Origin of the sequence: Amphritea balenae (genome assembly GCF_003858655.1) — a bacterium.
GTDB lineage: Bacteria > Pseudomonadota > Gammaproteobacteria > Pseudomonadales > Balneatricaceae > Amphritea > Amphritea balenae.
In genome coordinates this window covers 24,459-41,867 of sequence record NZ_RQXV01000019.1, presented here as the reverse complement: position 1 = coordinate 41,867, position 17,409 = coordinate 24,459, and the positions used below count along the sequence as shown (strand labels likewise).

The window sequence follows — 17,409 nt, the reverse complement described above, 5'->3', positions numbered from 1 at the left end:
GCTTATCCGCTTATCCGCTTATCCGCTTATCCGCTTATCCGCTTATCCGCTTATCCGCTTATCCGCTTATCCGCTTATCCGCTTATCCGCTTATCCGCTTATTCGAATACCAGCTTACCTGTGTTTCAGAGATCACTATCTGTAGCTAAATACTCTTTTGACAGAGCCGAGGTCTGCTTGATCGCACTTAATAGTAGCTAAGGATCAGCTGGGCTATCCGAAAAACAAGGCGCTTAATTAACAGGGATTAACGTACCGGGCTTAAAGCACAAGCTCTAAGCATAGGATTCTCAACATAGCTTAACTGCAAGCTCAAAAGGGGGTAACGCACGGGAGTTGAAGCTATGGATGCTGAATGTACCGTTTTCCAGATGGCCTGGTTTAATGGCAGAAGGTGAGGGTGATTAGCGGTAGAAGGAGGAGCGATGATGGAGACAGGAAGTTTCGGACGAAAGGCTTTTCAGCCTCCCGTCATATTCATAAAACGGACTACCTGAGTTTCATCATTATGCGAGAACAGATGGCTTTCAGGCTTATTGATAAGGGCTGCCTTAATGGCCGTTTTCAGGTGTTCAGGTTCACCCGGAAAGCGCCGCAGCAAACTGCGCAGATCCAGAGATTTTTCATTACCCAGGCAGAGGAGTAGTTGGCCTTCGACAGTCATTCGGAGACGGTTGCAGCTGGCGCAGAAATTATGGCTATAGGGTGATATAAAACCAATTCGACTGACGCTGTCAGCCATACGGAAGTACCGTGCCGGACCGCCACTCTTTTCGGTGCTGGCCAGTAATGGAAATTCACGATTGATGACACCATGCACTTCATCGCTAGAGCAAAAGCTCTGGGCGCGCGAATGGGCATTAATATCTCCCAGCGGCATCTCTTCGATGAAGGTGATATCGATTGCTCTGGCGCGGCTAAACGCTACCAGATCCAGTATCTCGTCTTCATTTCGACCTTTCATGATCACGGCGTTTAGCTTGATACCTTCATACCCTGCTGCAATTGCAGCATCAATACCATCGATTACCTGGCTTAGTTTGTGACGACGGGTTAACCGGGCAAAACGTTGCTCAGATAGCGAATCCAGACTTATATTGAGCCGCTTTACCCCCGCCTGACGTAATGGCTCGGCATAGTGAGACAGCTGTGAGCCATTAGTGGTTAAAACCAGCTCGCGCAGGTTTGGCAGGTTGCTTATTGATCTGCATAGATCAACGATACCGCTCCTAACAAGTGGCTCACCACCGGTAAGGCGAATCTTATCCACACCCAGTTCGGTAAAGGCCTTAGCGCAGGAATATAGCTCCTCAATACTCAGTACCTTTGCCCGGGGTAAAAATTGTGTATCTTCATTCATGCAGTACACACAACGAAAATCACAGCGGTCAGTCACTGAAAGCCTGAGATAGTTGATGCGGCGACCAAAGCCATCTGTTAAATCTGAAGCGGCGGCCGTATTCATACCATCTGCCTCAGATCCGCCAGACAATTAATATTAAGTTGGCTACCCTTCACGTCCATTAAGCCTTTACGTTTGAAGTCTGTAATCACTCTGGAAAATGTTTCAGGCTGCATCGAGAGCCGGGCGGCAATCAGGCGTTTAGCTAACGGTAATTTGATAACAACTGAATCCTTTTTGTTGTCAGTATCTTTTACCTGGCTTAATAGGAAGCGGATCACCCGATCAGTCGCGCTTTGTTGAGAAAGGGCTTCAATCTCATTTTGCTTTTCTTGCAGGCGTGCTGCTATTTCTACCAGAACGCCGTAACAACAAGCGCTGGATTGCTGTAATAACAGCTTATAGGCCTGACTGCTGAAGCTTAGTAAAGTGGCATTCTCAACAATAGCAGCATTGGTTGAGTGGGTATGTTTGTCGGTAAAAATCTCTGATTCGCCGACACACTCCTTATCCGTGAATACATTCAGCACGATTTCACGTCCGTCACAGCTAACACGATATAGCTTAACCACGCCTTGAATAATCAGATAGAAACGGTCTATTTCTGCTTCCTGTAGATATAGGGTATCTCCAGCTTTCATTTCATGAACCCGGGCAGACCCGGACAGACTTAAGAACTGCTCATTATCAAAAGCACGGAATAGAGAGTGCTGCCGGGCAGTGGGTAATAAAAATTTGAGTCGGGGGCAGTGCATAATGACTCCTTATCCGGTTGGTGTTGCGATACAGCAATGGCTGGCACCCCGGTTTTGGGGGATAGATCAGCGCAAGGTATCCTGATTAACACAGATGATAGAGATCAATTATGAATGACGTTCTTCTGGCAAATGAACAGGGATGATAATTTATGAAAACTTATGAACAGGCATAAAAAACACCGCCAGGGCGGTGCTTTTTATGGGTAAAGCTTAACCAATTGCTTAGCCAACGATGCAAACACCGTGATCAACATAGTGAATACTACCGGAGGTACCAGTAGAAAGATCACTTAGGAAATACAGCGCGGCGCCGCCGACTTCTTCTATGGTGGGTAACTGATGATCAACGGCTTTCTTTTCGTTGTAAGCCAGCATAGCATCAAAATCTTTAATGCCGCCTGCTGCGCGGGTTGCGATAGTGCCAGGTGAGATGCTGTTAACACGGATACGCTTAGGTCCAAGGTCCCTTGCAAGATAGCGGGTGGCCGCTTCAAGTGCCGCTTTGGCGCAGCCCATTACATTATAATCACCGGTGGCCAACGCACTGCCCAGATAGGAGAAGTTGATCATTGAGCCGCCATCTTTCATTAGCTCTTTTGCGTAGGAAGCCATGTGGATAAATGAGAAGCAGGACACGTCCATCGCTTGAATGAAGCCTTCCCGGGAACATTCAGAAATAGGTGCGTGTAGGTCTTCTAGTGGGCAAAATGCCAGTGAGTGGACCACGCCATCCAGTGTTCCCCAAGCCTCTTCAATCGCTTTGAACAGATGGCGCATCTGATCTTCCTGAGTAACATCCAGTGGCATAATAATAGATGCACCCAACTCTTCAGCAAGTGGTCGGACAAAGCGTTCAGCTTTGTCATTCAGGTAGGTAATTGCCAGCTCAGCACCTTGTTCCTGTAGTTTTTTTGCAACGCCGTAAGCAATACTTTTATCGTTGGCAATGCCCACAACTAATACTTTTTTTCCAGCCATCAATAATTCAGACATCTTTGCTCACCATATATAAATAAATCAATAATTTAAGATACCTGAAGAATGTTTCAAACTGATTGTAGATGATTCGTAATAGCTTCAGGTTGTGCCGGGCTTTTCTTTTGTGCTCTGCACAATTTCTATGGTTATTATATCGACTACTGTGAGGTTTTTATGAACAAATTAGACCCAAAATGGGTATCTGTTATTCAGGGGTTGCAGGCCATTGAAAAGCCAGGGTGTGTTTGTCAGCCTGTCTCTGATGCTGTTCGATGTCGTTATCAAAAAAGCGGGGGAGCTTAAACGTTATATACTTCAGCATTATCAGAGAAGTTAACGGAGAGAGCTTATGGCAGGTGGCTGGTCACGTGATGGTGCTGTTCAGGATCAGATTGATGCCAGTGTGGAAGATGCAGTGGCGTTGGCCAGAAAAGGTCTGCATCAGGGGGAAAGCCTGGAATATTGCGAAGCCTGTGATAACCCGATACCGCAAGCACGTCGTGAGGCGATATCGGGTGTACGTCTGTGTATAGCTTGTCAGTCCAGCACTGAAAAACAGCAAAGTGCTACTTCAGGGATTAACCGACGCGGTAGTAAAGACAGCCAGTTACGGTGAGTCGCGGTATTAGGAAAGAAAGCTTGATTGCAGTATTCTTAATTTCCCATTGCACTGCCTTCCCGGCGAGGATCGACTGCACTTTCCCATGGCCCTCCAGAAGAGCGGTAAAAGCCGTGCAGGCCACTATTAAGTTCGCGAACTTTGATCTGGTGCCCAAGTTCCTGCAAGGGTTGCGCTAGCTGTTCAGCTGAGGTTCCTGCTTCCAGCTCGGTTGTACCATTTCTATTGACCACATGAGGCAGCTCAAAGCTTTGTTGCAGGCTAATATCAGAGGTTAGTTTAACCAACAAACTCTCGGCGACATAACTAATGATACGACTGCCCCCTGGCGATCCCAGGGCGCTAATTAACTGATTGTTCTGATCGAATACCATGATGGGAGACATCGAGCTGCGCGGACGCTTGCCTGCTTCCACCCGGTTAGCAATGGGCTTGCCATTTTGACTGGCAACAAAGGAGAAATCGGTTAACTGATTATTCAGTAAAAAACCGCCGGCCATTAACGTCGATCCGAATGCCATCTCTATACTACTGGTCATTGAGACCGCGTTGCCCCATTTATCCAGAATGACAAAATGGCTGGTGGATGGCAGTTCAGGTGAGCGGTCATCGGCCCGACTGAGTACCAGATCAGGCTGTCCTGCTTCGGCTTTACCCATATCCTGGTCTGTAGAGATTAACTGGCTGCGTTGTTGTAGATAGTGGGTGTCTAACAGAGCTTTAACCGGTACATCAACAAAATCACTATCGGCCAGATAGCGTGCCCGATCGGCATAGGCCAGTCGACTCGCTTGTGTAAAGAGCTGGCGCTGGCTGGTGGTTCCCGGCTGCAACTGCTCATTACTGAAGCGCTCAAGTAGTTTCAGAATCTGTAACGTGGTTACACCGCCGGACGTTGGCGGCGGAAAACCACAGACCCGATAGGCCCTGAAGGGCATGCATACCGGTTTACGTAACTTTGCCTGGTAGCTAGCCATATCTTTAATGCTAAGTTTGCCTGGATTATCTTCTGCGGCCTTAACCGAGGTAACTATCTGTGACGCAATCTCACCTTGATAAAAGCTTTCCACGCCTTGTTTAGCAATCTGACGCAGGGATTGCGCCAATTGAGGATTTTTTAACAGGTGACCAACAGGTAGGGGGTCGCCAGCCGCCGTAAAAAAATAATCTTTGGCTGCGGGATACCGACCCAATCCAGGATTTATATTGCTAGCTAATAACTGATGTAGGCGGGGAGAAACGTTAAAGCCTTGCTCTGCCTGGTTGATGGTGTCATCAAAGAGCTTATTCCAGGTTAATTTGCCGAACGTTTCCTGACTCAGATTGAGCATTGCTAATACACCCGGTGTACCTACTGAACGGCCGCCGACCATCGCATCCCACCACTTCATGGGGGCGCCATCCTGTTTCAGAAACAATGTTTCATCTGCGTAAGCGGGGGCGGTTTCACGGCCGTCAAAGGCATGCAGTTGTTGATTAACATTATCCCAATAGAGCATGAATGCTCCGCCGCCTAAGCCCGATGACTGGGGTTCAACCAGGGTTAGCATCGCCTGAATGGCGACGGCTGCATCGGCTGCACTGCCACCTTGTTGTAAAATGCTATAGCCTGCCTGAGTGGCTAAAGGGTGAGCCGTGACGACCAGTTCCTGATCCGCTTTGATCGGGGTATGACGCATTAGTCCGGTAGCTGATTCCGGGGCCAGGTCTTCATCTACCGCCAGCAATGGTAAAGGATTTAGCAGTAAACTACCCAAAATGACAGACTGTAAAATGTACCGCATATCCCGTTCCTCTGCTGGTTTTGATCTTAGATATAACGAAGCAATCTTGAGTATATAGCTAATTTGTTTTTTTACCTTTCAGATATTCTCTCTTTAAAATCATGCGGTTGAGTTTGAGCTTAGTGTATAGAGGCGGCTGGGGTTCGTTTTTTGAGTCGCTGAAGTTTTTGGAAAACACGAAATGAGTAGAGTATATGTGCTTCAGAGCGGGTCTCTTCTTATACTGAGCATAAGCTAAAGATAGACGGAATTAAGCCGATGCTTGTTACATTGGAAATGAATTGGAGATAACACTTTGTCTGTTGCAGTAAACTCATTTTACAGTGCTGATAAAGATACCGGAGAGATCAGGGTGTTGTTGCTTAATGACCATGAGGGTAAAGCCCTGGTCATGTTGCCGGCTCACATGTTGCTGAATCTGGTAAGTATATGGAAGCACTCAGGCCGGCACTTGCAACCTGTAAAGGGTAGTGATGCTATTAAATTTTTTAGCCAGACTGCGTTGCAAAGTACTGCCGGTCAGAAAAAATTATTTAAACTACCGATATACATTGATGAATCAATCGCATCGTTGGAGCAGCTTGAAGTAGTAGAGCCTTATACCGGGCTGACTTTCACTGCAGAGCGGCAGTGGTATCAGGACCATGTTTCACTCTGTGCCCTAGGGCTAACGGCTCTGTCGATCGATCATCAGCAACCGAAAGGTAATGATGAGCAGGTTATTACCCGGGCGGTTGAACGTTTCACTACTTTACGTATTCAACAGCGTCTGGAAGATACACTGGGTTTACCCTCGTTACCTGCTTCGATGCAGAAACTGGTGGAGCTGCGTTCAGATCCTTCTGCCGGGATCGATGACCTGGTACCTATCGTTCGTATTGATCCAAGCCTTGCCGCTCAGGTAATGAGTTGGGCAGCATCGCCTTATTATGCAGCTCCGGGGGATATTGATTCAGTTGAAGATGCGGTTATCAGGGTGCTGGGCTTTGATCTGGTACTTAACCTGGCGCTGGGTGTTGCCATGGGTAAGACCCTTAAAGTGCCGGACGATACGCCCCGGGATGGTGTTCCATACTGGCAGCAGTCTGTTTATACGGCAGCCATGTCTGAACTACTGTGTAAAAAGATACCTGTTGAGGTCAGGCCGAAACCCGGGCTGGCTTATCTGAGCGGGCTGTTGCAGAACTTCGGTTATCTGGTACTTGGACATCTGTTTCCGCCGCACTTTTCACTGCTATCCCGTTATCTGGAAGCCAATCCCCATATGGCGCTGGAGTATGTCGAGAAGCAGGTGCTGAGTGTAACCCGTGAACAGGTAGGCGCCTGGTTATTGGAAAACTGGTCTTTGCCTGAGGCCGTTGTTGATACCGTACGGTTTCATAATGATCTGGAATACGATGGTGAATTTGCGCAGGCAGTCAGGCTGCTTTATGTGGCTAATCGGGCACTGCGAACTCAAAATCTGGCTGATGGGCCAATAGAGGAGATACCTGATTGGGTATTAGATGAGTTAAAACTGTCGCAGCAGGATATTGATGGGGCGCTGAGTACTGTCATGGAATGCCGCGGAGAGTTGGACTCCCTGGTTCACACGATCACACATGCTCAGGCGATCTGAGTCAATGTAATCAGCTTTTGCATGTCACCGCTCCGTTATGGAGCGGTGGTAGCGGTTTCCAGTTCTTCTAGCTCTTCCAGTTTATCCAGCCACTCCATCTCTGTGTTATCAGCGCTTTGCTGCAACTCACCCTGGGTTTGCAGTAGCTGTTTTAATTTACCTTTGTTGGCATCTTCGTAAAGACTGATATCTGCCAGTTGTGCTTCGACATCTGTCAGGGATGCGGTAATTTTATCTAACTGAGATTCGAGCTTTTCAATCGCTTTTTTCAATGGACGTAAAGCGCTTCGGCGCTCCGCTTCGAGTCGCTTCTGTTCTTTCTTTTCGGTCGCACTGAGAGAGCGGTTTTCCCGTTCAGGTTGCTGCGATTGGTTTTGTTGCCGGCGTTGGGAGCTGAGCCATTGTTGATAGTCATCCATATCGCCGTCGAATACTTTAACGGCGCCGTTGGCAACCAGGACAAACTGATCCACGGTATTACGCAGCAGGTGGCGATCGTGGGATACCAGAATCAGAGCACCCTCAAAGCTTTGTAACGCCAGCGTTAGCGCATGGCGCACTTCAAGGTCGAGGTGGTTAGTTGGTTCATCAAGCAGTAACAGGTTAGGTTTCTGCCAGGCGATCAATGCCAGCGCAACCCGGGCCTTTTCGCCGCCGGAAAATAGTTTTACAGGCTCCAGAGCCCGATCGCCGTTAAAGTCAAAGCTGCCGAGGTAATTGCGTATCTCCTGCTCGGTGGCTTTCGGTGAGATCCGTTGTATATGCAGTGCCGGCGATGCCTCAAGATCGAGAGCTTCAAGCTGATGCTGAGCAAAATAGCCTATTTTGAGATGCTCTCCGGCCTTATATACACCATTCAGTAGGGGCAGATCTGCTGTCAGGCTTTTAATCAGGGTCGATTTACCGGCACCGTTTGGGCCTAACAGACCAATTCGATCGCCGGGTGACAGTATCAGGTTGACGCTGTTCAGTATGGGGTCGTTATATCCCAGGTTACATTTTTCTAAGCTCAACAGCGGGAATGAAATCTTATCGGATGCCTGAAAGCTAAAGCTGAAAGGGCTGTCGACATGGGCAGGCGCAATCATCTCCATGCGCTCAAGCTCTTTTACCCGGCTCTGCGCCTGTTTAGCTTTAGTCGCTTTGGCTTTAAAGCGGCGAACAAAGCTTTCGATCTCGGCGATACGAACCTGTTGTTTCTCAAACTGCGACTGCTGTTGTGCCAGCCGTTCAGCCCGGCGTACTTCAAAGTCGCTGTAACCGCCTTTATACAGTTCGGTTTTCTGCTGATGCATATGAACAACATGGCTGGCAACAGAGTCGATAAAGTCCCGGTCATGGGATATCAACAGTAGGGTGCCAGGATAGCTTCGCAACCATTGTTCCAACCAGATAGTCGCATCCAGATCCAGGTGGTTGGTCGGCTCATCCAGCAATAAAATATCAGAATGACACATCAGTGCCTGGGCCAGGTTCAGCCGGATACGCCAACCACCGGAAAAAGTATTTACCGGACGTTCGGCATCTGCAGTACTGAAGCTTAAACCATTGAGCAGCTGGTGAGCGCGGGATTCAGCGGTATAGCCGCCAACAGCATCTAATTCTGCATGAATTTCACCGGTACGATGGTGATCACCATTTTGTTCTGCAGTGGCTAGTGCCTGTTGGATTTCACGTAATCGTTGATCGCCGTCGAGTACGTAATCGATGGCACGCCGGTCACTGTCGGCTACTTCCTGTGCCATGTGGGCGATGGTCAGATTGCCAGGCAGTTGCAGGTCTCCCTCATCGGGTTGTAACTGACCCAGAATGAGTTTGAAAAGCGACGATTTGCCGACACCATTGGCTCCGACAATACCGACTTTTTGATTGGCGTGAATGGTCAACTGCGCCTTTTCTAGCAGACGCAGGTGTCCTCGTTGTAAGCTAAGCTGGTTTAACTGAATCATGGCGGCGGATTTTAGCACAGATGTCTGAAGAAAATGCCTTTTGGAATTATGCGGTCAGGATCTATTCTGAACCGGGAGTAGCGGAGCTTTGTCTGACACTGCAAAACCGGTATGGGCTCAGTGTAAACCAGTTATTGTTTGCACTTTGGCTGGCGCAGCAGGGGCGTTTACTGCCGGCTAATCTGGATGACGGTAAGGCAAGGAAGTGGCGTACTGAACATTTAGAACCATTAAGGCAATTAAGATATCAGGCACGTCAATATTCAGCTTCTACAACACAAAAACAGTGTTATCAGTCATTGAAAAAAGCTGAGCTGGCGGCTGAAAAGGTAGAAATTGAATTGTTGTACCAACTCTTGGAGTGCTGTGCCGAAAGCAACACTATAAATGGTTCGACTAATGCTACTGGGTCAGGCCTGGCGTATCAAAATCTGTCCCTGGTGGTTAATCCCGAAGGGCAGATAAATAGTGAATTATCCGCTTTAGTCCTTAAGTTAGTTGATAAAGCCGGGGCAGGTAGTAGTAATTGACGGAACTTTTAAGTTTAATAGCATACTAAGGAGCCTGCGAACAAGTCCTGAAGCTCGCAGATGCAAGGTGCCGTGCGCTATTTAATTAGGGCTTCAGCTTCCTTACTGCTGTTAACTGATCATGATGATTAAGGAATGATAATGAAAAAAACGCTGGTGGCTGTTGCCGTAGCAAGTGTGATGCTGGTGGGCTGTGGCTCAGATAAAGAGCAACCGGTCGCACCGGCTGAAAAGCCTTATACCCTGGAAACAGATGAGCAGAAACTGGGTTATAGCCTGGGCCTGATGTTAGGCGAGCGCCTGAAATCCGATGTTAGCGAGCTGGACATTGATGCGCTGAGCCGTGCGGTTGAATCTGTCTACGCGGGTACAGATCCGTTGCTAACACCTGAAGAGGTGGAAGCGACTATGATGGCTTTCCAGCAGAAGAAAGTTCAGGAGCAGCAGGCAGCGTTTGAGACTCTGGCTGACGATAACCTGAAAGCAGGCCAGGAATATATGGCTGAGAATGCTAAGAAAGAGGGTGTCACTACTACCGAGTCTGGTCTTCAGTACGAAGAGATGACCGCCGGTGAGGGTGAGAACCCAACCGCGACAGATACCGTTAAAGTACATTACCGTGGTCATCTGACTAACGGTACCGATTTCGATAGCTCTTATAGCCGTAATGAGCCGGTATCTTTCCCTCTGAATGGCGTTATCCCTGGCTGGACCGAAGGTCTGCAACTGATGAAGCCGGGTGGAAAAGCGCGTTTAGTAATACCCGCTGATCTTGCCTATGGACCGGGTGGTCGGGGTGAAGTCATTGGCCCGAATGCGACCCTGGTATTTGAGATAGAGCTACTTGAAGTGAATCCGGCTGAGTGATGCACTGGCACAGAATAAAAAGCCATCCATGAGGATGGCTTTTTTTTGGGCGCTATTTATTGAAAAGAATACGCGTGAGCGTTTTTGTTAGTAACAATGAACGAATATGACAGTTCATTTGTGAATCGATTTCAACATTATTGAAAGCTGCAAGACAAAGATTAATAAGCGGTTTTCTGTACAGGTGTAAATCACTTGCTACACTGAGAACTTGCGAAGTTAACTAAACTGATAACAAAAATAAAAAAGTGGAATGCTCTTTGCAGAGCCTCACTCATGTATATAAGTCATTAAATTGGCCCGCTTTTTTAATTAATGCGTGACATATGAAGAGGAAACATCCGATGAAGAAAAACCTAATCTCAGCTACGGCCCTGATGGTTGCAATGTCTGGAACGGCTATGGCCGGTACTCTGGAAACTGTGCAGGAACGTGGCGCAGTACAGTGTGGTGTAACCGGTGGTGTGCCGGGTTTCTCAGTGCCTGATGATAAAGGTAACTGGAAAGGCCTGGATGTGGATCTCTGTCGTGCCGTTGCCGCAGCAGTGCTGGGCGATGCTACTAAAGTAAAATTTGTGCCTCTGAATGCTAAAGAACGCTTTACCGCACTAGTATCCGGTGAGGTAGATATGTTGTCCCGGGTAACCACCTGGACTCAGACCCGTGATACTCAGTTGGGTATCAATTTTGCGGGGGTAAACTATTACGACGGCCAGGGCTTCCTGGTGAAAAAAGAGCTGGGCCTGAAAAGCGTTAAAGAGCTCGACGGTGCAACGGTTTGTGTACAGTCTGGTACTACCACTGAGCTGAATATGGCGGATTACTTCCGTACCCACGGTATCAGTTACACGCCTGTAGTATTTGATACTAATGATCAGGCGGCTCAGGCATTTGATAGCGGTCGTTGTGATTCCTTTACCACGGACCTGTCGCAGGCTGCTGGTTTGCGTACCCGTATGCAGGATCCTTCTGCTGTAGGAGCATTGCCAGAAGTTATCTCTAAAGAGCCTCTGGGTCCGGTTGTACGTCAGGGTGATGATCAATGGTTCAATATTGTGAAGTGGACCCATAATGCAATGTTGAACGCTGAAGAACTGGGTGTGAGCTCAGGTAATGCCGATAAGATGAAAGCTGAAAGCAGTGATCCGAACGTTAAGCGTCTGCTGGGTCTGGATGGGCCAAAAGGTAAAGGACTGGGACTGGCTGATGACTGGGCATTCCAGGTCGTTAAGCAGGTCGGTAACTACTCTGAAGCTTATGAGCGTAACGTAGGTAAGGATTCGCCTCTGGGTCTTGATCGTGGCATCAACGCGCTGTGGAACCAGGGAGGTTTGCAGTACGCGCCTCCAATGCGTTAAACACCGGTCAACGGCCAGCCATAGGGCTGGCCGTTGTAGTTTCTGCTTGTGTGTAAGCAGAATGATCTGTGTACTGATCTCTGGAGTTTACAATGTCCTCTGACATGTCGAATTCAGGTCACAAGCCTGATGGTGGTTCCGCGCAGCCAAAAGCGCCACCAGCGAACCAGCCAAAATTCTGGAACGACCCCAAGAAACGGTCGTTACTATTTCAAACCCTGTTATTAGCTGTACTGGGTTACTTCTTCTACAGTGTTGTCGATAACACCCTTACCAATCTTGAACAACGTGGTATTACCACCGGTTTTGATTTCCTGACCCAGGAAGCTGGATTTGGTATTGCGATGAGTCTCATCGAATACACTGAAGCCTCAAGTTATGGCGCTACTTTTTTTGTTGGTTTACTGAATACTGTTCTTATTGCTGCGATGGGTATCATCGCGGCAACTATACTAGGCTTTCTGATCGGGATTGCCCGGCTATCGGATAACTGGCTGATCTCTAAGATTTCAGCTGTGTACATTGAAATTTTTCGAAATATACCTCTGCTGTTACAGATATTCTTCTGGTACTTTGCGGTGCTGCGAACATTGCCTCATCCGCGTCAGAGTATCGAGTTTTTCAGTTCTTTTCTGAATAACCGGGGGCTGATCGTTCCGGCACCGGTTGCGGAAGATGGTTTTGGTATTGTCATTTTTGGCTTTTTTGCGGCATTAGTTGGCAGCTGGTTTATGTCCCGCTGGGCTAAAAAGCGACAAGAAGATACCGGCCAACAGTTTCCTATATTCTGGGCCAGTGTTGGTTTGATTCTTGGGGTACCATTGTTGTTATTCCTGGTCTCTGGCATGCCGATGGTGCTGGAACATCCTGAACTGAAAGGATTTAACTTCCGTGGTGGTATTACGGTTATTCCTGAACTGATCGCCTTGTGGTTAGCATTGAGTATCTATACCGCTGCTTTTATCGCCGAAACTGTTCGGGCGGGCATTCTGGCCGTCTCCCATGGACAGACGGAAGCGGCATCTGCGCTAGGCTTACCTAAAGCAAAAACATTGCGCTTTATCGTTATTCCTCAAGCGCTACGGGTCATTATTCCTCCTTTGACCAGTCAATACCTTAACCTGACTAAAAACTCCTCTCTGGCGACGGCTATCGGTTATCCGGACCTGGTTAACGTGTTTGCCGGGACTACCCTGAACCAGACGGGACAGGCGATCGAGGTGATAGCGATGACTATGGCGGTGTATCTGACGTTGAGTCTGGTCACTTCGATGTTTATGAACTGGTATAACGCCAGAATTCAGTTAACTGAGCGCTAGGAGGGGATGCAATGAAATATGACTTACAACCAACACTACCTGCGCCGTCGAACACCATCGGTGTCGTCGCCTGGATGCGTAAGCATCTGTTTAACGGTCCGATTAGCTCTGTAGCGACCATTGTTCTTGGTTATTTTCTGATTAGTTGGCTGATTCCGATTATTCAGTGGACTATTCTTGATGCCGATCTGTTCGGTGAATCACGGGATGCTTGTACCAGCGGCGGTGCCTGCTGGGTGTTTATTAATGTACGCCTGAACCAATTCCTGTACGGCTTTTATCCGGCTGAGGAATACTGGCGTCTCAATTTGGCGTTTGTGCTGCTCATCGGCTCGATTATCTGGTTGGTTCTACCCAGAACCCCATTTAAGGGGTGGATGGCCCTCTTCTTGTTGGTGGTTTTCCCGGTCATCGCTTACTTCTTGCTGTATGGCAACAGCTTCGGTCTGATGCAAGTGGAAACGCATCTGTGGGGAGGGTTAAGTCTGACTCTGGTTTTGGCTGTAGTCGGTATAGTTGCGTCGCTGCCGCTGGGGATATTGTTGGCGCTGGGGCGGCAATCGGAAATGCCGATAGTACGGTCGGTCTGTATTATCTTCATCGAAATCTGGCGGGGTGTTCCGCTGATTACTGTGTTGTTTATGGCGTCGGTGATGTTGCCGCTGTTTTTTCCTGAGGATATGAGCTTCGACAAACTGTTGCGAGCACTGATCGGTATCACTCTGTTCCAGTCAGCTTATATGGCCGAAGTTATTCGTGGTGGCCTTCAGGCGATCCCTAAGGGGCAGTATGAGGCGGCTGATGCATTAGGGTTGGGGTATTGGCAGAAGATGATACTGATCATTATGCCGCAGGCGCTGAAGCTGATGATTCCTGGAATAGTGAACACCTTTATTGCGTTGTTCAAAGATACCAGTCTGGTCCTGATTATCGGTCTGTTTGATCTGCTGGCGATAGGCCAGGCGGCGAATCAGGATCCGAAATGGATCGGTTATTCCACTGAAAGTTATATATTTGTTGCGCTGATGTTCTGGGTCTTCTGCTTCAGTATGTCTCGTTATTCGATGCATCTGGAACATAAATTACATACTGGCCATAGCAACCGTGCCTGATTACAGAGAGACTTTAATTATGAGTAATCCACAAGCTGTTACAGATCATCTGATGGTGGAACTACGCGACGTAAATAAATGGTACGGCGAGTTTCATGTATTAAAAAATATCAATCTGCAGGTCAAACAGGGTGAAAAGATTGTTATATGTGGTCCTTCGGGGTCGGGTAAATCAACCATGATTCGCTGTATCAATCGGCTTGAGGAACATCAGAAAGGGGATATTATTGTAAACGATGTACCTCTGACTGAGGATCTGAAAAATATCGAGCTGGTACGAAAAGATGTGGGTATGGTGTTTCAGCACTTTAATCTTTTCCCTCACCTAACGGTACTGGAAAACTGTGTACTGGCACCGATCTGGGTGAAAAAGTTGCCGCGTAAGGAAGCTGAAAAGCAGGCGATGGAGTTGCTTGAGCGGGTAAAAATTCCTGATCAGGCGCTGAAGTATCCGGGTCAGCTTTCCGGCGGTCAGCAGCAGCGGGTGGCCATTGCCCGTTCACTCTGTATGAATCCTGATGTGATGCTGTTTGATGAGCCTACTTCGGCACTTGATCCCGAGATGATCAAAGAGGTGCTGGATGTAATGGTCGAGCTGGCGCATGAAGGTATGACCATGCTCTGTGTGACCCACGAGATGGGTTTTGCCAAAACAGTAGCGGACCGGGTTATCTTTATGGATGGTGGACAGATTGTTGAGGAGAATGAACCTCACGAGTTCTTTGAAAATCCACAGCATGAACGAACCCAGCTGTTCCTGAGTCAGATACTTCAACACTAAGGTTGTTCCTGTGGGGCGATTGCCGGGCGTTGCCCGGCTAGTAGAAAAAGTTAAAAACCGCCGAAAGGCGGTTTTTAACTTCGTCGCATAGCGATGTTTTGAATCAAAGATTTATTTCAGCTCATTAATTATGCCGTTAGAGCCAACCGCAAAATATTTGCCCTGACCAAAGCCAACCGCATAAACGCCGGTGCTGTTAGGGCCGTAGGGATCGCGTTTATGCACTCCCCAGTTTCGCAGCATCTTGCCGTCAGTCGTATTCCATAATTGAACGGAGCCGGAGGCTGTTCCGGTCAGTAGCTTGCTGTTGTCCGATGAAAACTGGGCTGATGTAAAACTCAAACGCTTACCAAACAGGTCTTTGTTATCCGATAGGGTGTGCAGAACTTTACCGTCCTGAGCACTCCAGATTACGGCTTTATCCAGACTGCCGGAGCTGAATATCAGTTGCTTATCAGGTGATAATGCGACGGTATCAACGATATTACCCAGCTTTATGCTGTGCAGAATACGGTTACCCTGAACATCCCAGAGCGTGGCGTTATAGGCGTCGTCGCCAGTCAGAGCCAGCAATGCATCATCACTCAGGTCGACCGATTTTACCCTGGCATCATGACGAAAGGTTTGAATTACGCCGCCATTCTTTACATCAAAATAGACCGCCGTGTGATCGGCTAAGCCTAGCAGGGCGTAATCGCCATTGGGCGAAAGATCCATATCCAGAATTTCTGCGGGGGAACTCCAGAACCCTTCCGGCTGACCATTGCTCAGGTTCCACAATACCAGATCCTGTTGATTGGCCGTGCTGGCATAAAGCTCATCTGGAGAGAAAGCACTGGCTGCGATGATACTAAAATCACCGGCCTTATGATTCCAGTTATAGAGCCGCTCGTGCTGGGTAATATCCCAAAGGCTGCCACCATGGTTAAAAGAGCCTATTGCAGCATATTTAGCCTGGGGTGAAATCGTTGCGGAATAGGCACCTTGCAGAGCGTATTCGACGTGTTTCTCAGGACTATCACCACTACCGCAGCCAGTTAATACTACTGAGAGAATAAGGGCGCATCCTGGCGCGCCAAACCTGATAGGCATAGACTAATCCTACTAATACTCTTTCTGAGAGTCAGTATATCGCTTTATACCGGCGCTTCAGTGAAAACCTGGTCACGATGGGCAGTATGGAGTATTTCGATCATCGTATCTTCGAGTGAAAAGCGCTCTTCCAGTGCTTCACCTAAGCTTGATAGCTGAACGGTAAGTTCATGCATCTCATGTAGCGTCTGGCCGGCGAAATTTGAGTAGCTGTCATTAAAATCCAGAGCGGCATCGGTGCTGTCCTGAATTTGTGGAAATAGCGCCTGAGCTTTTTCCAGACTGCCATCATTAAACTCGCTGCCTTCTTTCAATAGCTGCTCGTACACTTCAAAGTGCCCCGAGGATATGTAATCCATCATCACCTGGCAGAACTCTTGAATACGATCAGTGAGTCCTTCGTGTACGCTCTGCTGTGGCAGGGCGACAAAGATACTGATCAGCTGCTGTCTTTCTTCTAACCAGTTATCAATAATTTCGCTTACACCACCCCAGCGTTCCTGGGCGTTACGGCATTTTTCTAGCATAGCAGGCCTCCTTCTCTGTCAGCACATTCAGATTGCATGCTTTCCATACTAATCCTAACGTCGTAACAGTAGCAATAGTTCATGAAAATTTTGGCTACAGGTCACTAAACTGAGGATATCAGCGCTGATCTTTTTTGCTAAAGATGCTACAACTACGGATAACTATATGATTTTTAATTCTTTCATGGTCTAAAACCTTAGGGGCTTGTTCGCACCTTCCTTAGTTTTAACCTTCGATTACTGGATAGGGAAACAGAAAGATGCTGAAGCGTTTTTTATTAGTTTTGTTTCTGGGGGCGTTGCTACAGCCTGCCTGGGCTGCAGATGAAGACGCGGATGCAGCTGCTGATGATTATGTAAACTATATAGAGTTGAAACCTTTCGTCTCTAACTTTATCAGCCCGGGTAAGCTACGTTTCCTGAAATGTGAGATTACTATCCAGGTAACCAGCCCTGAGGCACACCATGCGGTGAACTATCATAAGCCTGAGATCCGTCATGAACTGCTCATGTTGCTGAGTTCGAAAGGGGAAGATCAGTTGAAAACAGTCGATGCTCAGCATGTGCTGGGGCAAGAGGCATTAGAGAAAGTGCAAAAGGTGTTGCTAGCTGAGGAAGGCGAAGCGTTTGTAGCGGACCTGTTTTTTACCAGCTTTGTTATTCAGTAATATTTCGACAGCCAATCAGATACAAAAAAGCCCCGCCATGCGGGGCT

At 48.0% G+C, this 17,409-nt stretch carries 16 protein-coding genes; 9 read left to right on the top strand and 7 right to left on the bottom strand.

Annotation, left to right across the window (positions count from 1 at the left end):
• Positions 1-460 precede the first annotated feature (460 nt).
• From moaA to fabI, 3 genes are all read right to left on the bottom strand, one after another.
• Positions 461-1,465, bottom strand: coding sequence for a GTP 3',8-cyclase MoaA (moaA, locus tag EHS89_RS20820; protein WP_124928101.1), 1,005 nt, complete (start codon positions 1,463-1,465; stop codon positions 461-463).
• A complete protein-coding gene (locus EHS89_RS20815) occupies positions 1,462-2,157 on the bottom strand; it encodes a Crp/Fnr family transcriptional regulator (protein ID WP_124928100.1) in 696 nt (231 codons plus the stop codon). Before EHS89_RS20815 ends, moaA begins: the two co-directional genes overlap by 4 nt.
• A gap of 225 nt (positions 2,158-2,382) precedes the next feature.
• Entirely contained in the window at positions 2,383-3,153 is a 771-nt protein-coding gene (fabI, locus tag EHS89_RS20810; protein WP_124928099.1) for an enoyl-ACP reductase FabI, read from the bottom strand.
• Positions 3,154-3,487: 334 nt separating this feature from the next.
• Here fabI and EHS89_RS20805 point away from each other — a divergent pair, with 334 nt between their 5' ends.
• The gene (locus EHS89_RS20805) at positions 3,488-3,754 is read left to right on the top strand and encodes a DksA/TraR family C4-type zinc finger protein (protein ID WP_124928098.1); all 267 of its coding nucleotides are present in this window, start codon (positions 3,488-3,490) and stop codon (positions 3,752-3,754) included.
• A gap of 38 nt (positions 3,755-3,792) precedes the next feature.
• Here EHS89_RS20805 and ggt read toward each other — a convergent pair whose 3' ends face one another.
• Positions 3,793-5,541, bottom strand: coding sequence for a gamma-glutamyltransferase (gene ggt, locus EHS89_RS20800; RefSeq protein ID WP_124928097.1), 1,749 nt, complete (start codon positions 5,539-5,541; stop codon positions 3,793-3,795).
• Between the two features lie 295 nt (positions 5,542-5,836).
• Between ggt and EHS89_RS20795 the strand changes: the two genes are divergently transcribed.
• Positions 5,837-7,159, top strand: a complete 1,323-nt coding sequence (locus tag EHS89_RS20795) for an aminoacyl-tRNA deacylase and HDOD domain-containing protein (RefSeq protein WP_124928096.1) — start codon at positions 5,837-5,839, stop codon at positions 7,157-7,159.
• Positions 7,160-7,194: 35 nt separating this feature from the next.
• On the opposite strand, the gene EHS89_RS20790 is transcribed toward EHS89_RS20795, so the two are convergent.
• On the bottom strand, positions 7,195-9,108 hold the full coding sequence (locus EHS89_RS20790; protein WP_124928095.1) for an ATP-binding cassette domain-containing protein: 1,914 nt from the start codon (positions 9,106-9,108) through the stop codon (positions 7,195-7,197).
• Between the two features lie 20 nt (positions 9,109-9,128).
• Here EHS89_RS20790 and EHS89_RS20785 point away from each other — a divergent pair, with 20 nt between their 5' ends.
• From EHS89_RS20785 to EHS89_RS20760, 6 genes are all read left to right on the top strand, one after another.
• On the top strand, positions 9,129-9,638 hold the full coding sequence (locus tag EHS89_RS20785; protein WP_124928094.1) for a TIGR02444 family protein: 510 nt from the start codon (positions 9,129-9,131) through the stop codon (positions 9,636-9,638).
• Positions 9,639-9,779: 141 nt separating this feature from the next.
• Positions 9,780-10,505 (top strand): BamJ family beta-barrel-assembly machinery protein, encoded by a 726-nt coding sequence (locus tag EHS89_RS20780; protein ID WP_124928093.1) that lies wholly within the window; start codon positions 9,780-9,782, stop codon positions 10,503-10,505.
• A gap of 344 nt (positions 10,506-10,849) precedes the next feature.
• Complete coding sequence (locus EHS89_RS20775) at positions 10,850-11,863, top strand: amino acid ABC transporter substrate-binding protein (protein WP_211340390.1); 1,014 nt, start codon at positions 10,850-10,852, stop codon at positions 11,861-11,863.
• 92 nt (positions 11,864-11,955) lie between these two features.
• Positions 11,956-13,182, top strand: coding sequence for an amino acid ABC transporter permease (locus EHS89_RS20770; protein ID WP_211340389.1), 1,227 nt, complete (start codon positions 11,956-11,958; stop codon positions 13,180-13,182).
• Positions 13,183-13,193: 11 nt separating this feature from the next.
• Positions 13,194-14,294, top strand: coding sequence for an amino acid ABC transporter permease (locus EHS89_RS20765; RefSeq protein WP_124928091.1), 1,101 nt, complete (start codon positions 13,194-13,196; stop codon positions 14,292-14,294).
• Positions 14,295-14,313: 19 nt separating this feature from the next.
• Positions 14,314-15,075: an amino acid ABC transporter ATP-binding protein gene (locus tag EHS89_RS20760; protein ID WP_124928090.1), complete on the top strand. Its 762-nt coding sequence runs from the start codon at positions 14,314-14,316 to the stop codon at positions 15,073-15,075.
• A 111-nt stretch (positions 15,076-15,186) separates the two neighbouring features.
• Here the strand turns inward: EHS89_RS20760 and EHS89_RS20755 are convergent, their stop codons facing one another.
• Both EHS89_RS20755 and rsd read right to left on the bottom strand, forming a co-directional pair.
• The gene (locus EHS89_RS20755; RefSeq protein WP_124928089.1) at positions 15,187-16,167 is read right to left on the bottom strand and encodes a WD40 repeat domain-containing protein; all 981 of its coding nucleotides are present in this window, start codon (positions 16,165-16,167) and stop codon (positions 15,187-15,189) included.
• 44 nt (positions 16,168-16,211) lie between these two features.
• Positions 16,212-16,694 (bottom strand): sigma D regulator, encoded by a 483-nt coding sequence (gene rsd, locus EHS89_RS20750; protein WP_124928088.1) that lies wholly within the window; start codon positions 16,692-16,694, stop codon positions 16,212-16,214.
• Between the two features lie 260 nt (positions 16,695-16,954).
• Here rsd and EHS89_RS20745 point away from each other — a divergent pair, with 260 nt between their 5' ends.
• Positions 16,955-17,362: a flagellar basal body-associated FliL family protein gene (locus EHS89_RS20745; RefSeq protein WP_124928087.1), complete on the top strand. Its 408-nt coding sequence runs from the start codon at positions 16,955-16,957 to the stop codon at positions 17,360-17,362.
• Positions 17,363-17,409: the final 47 nt, after the last annotated feature.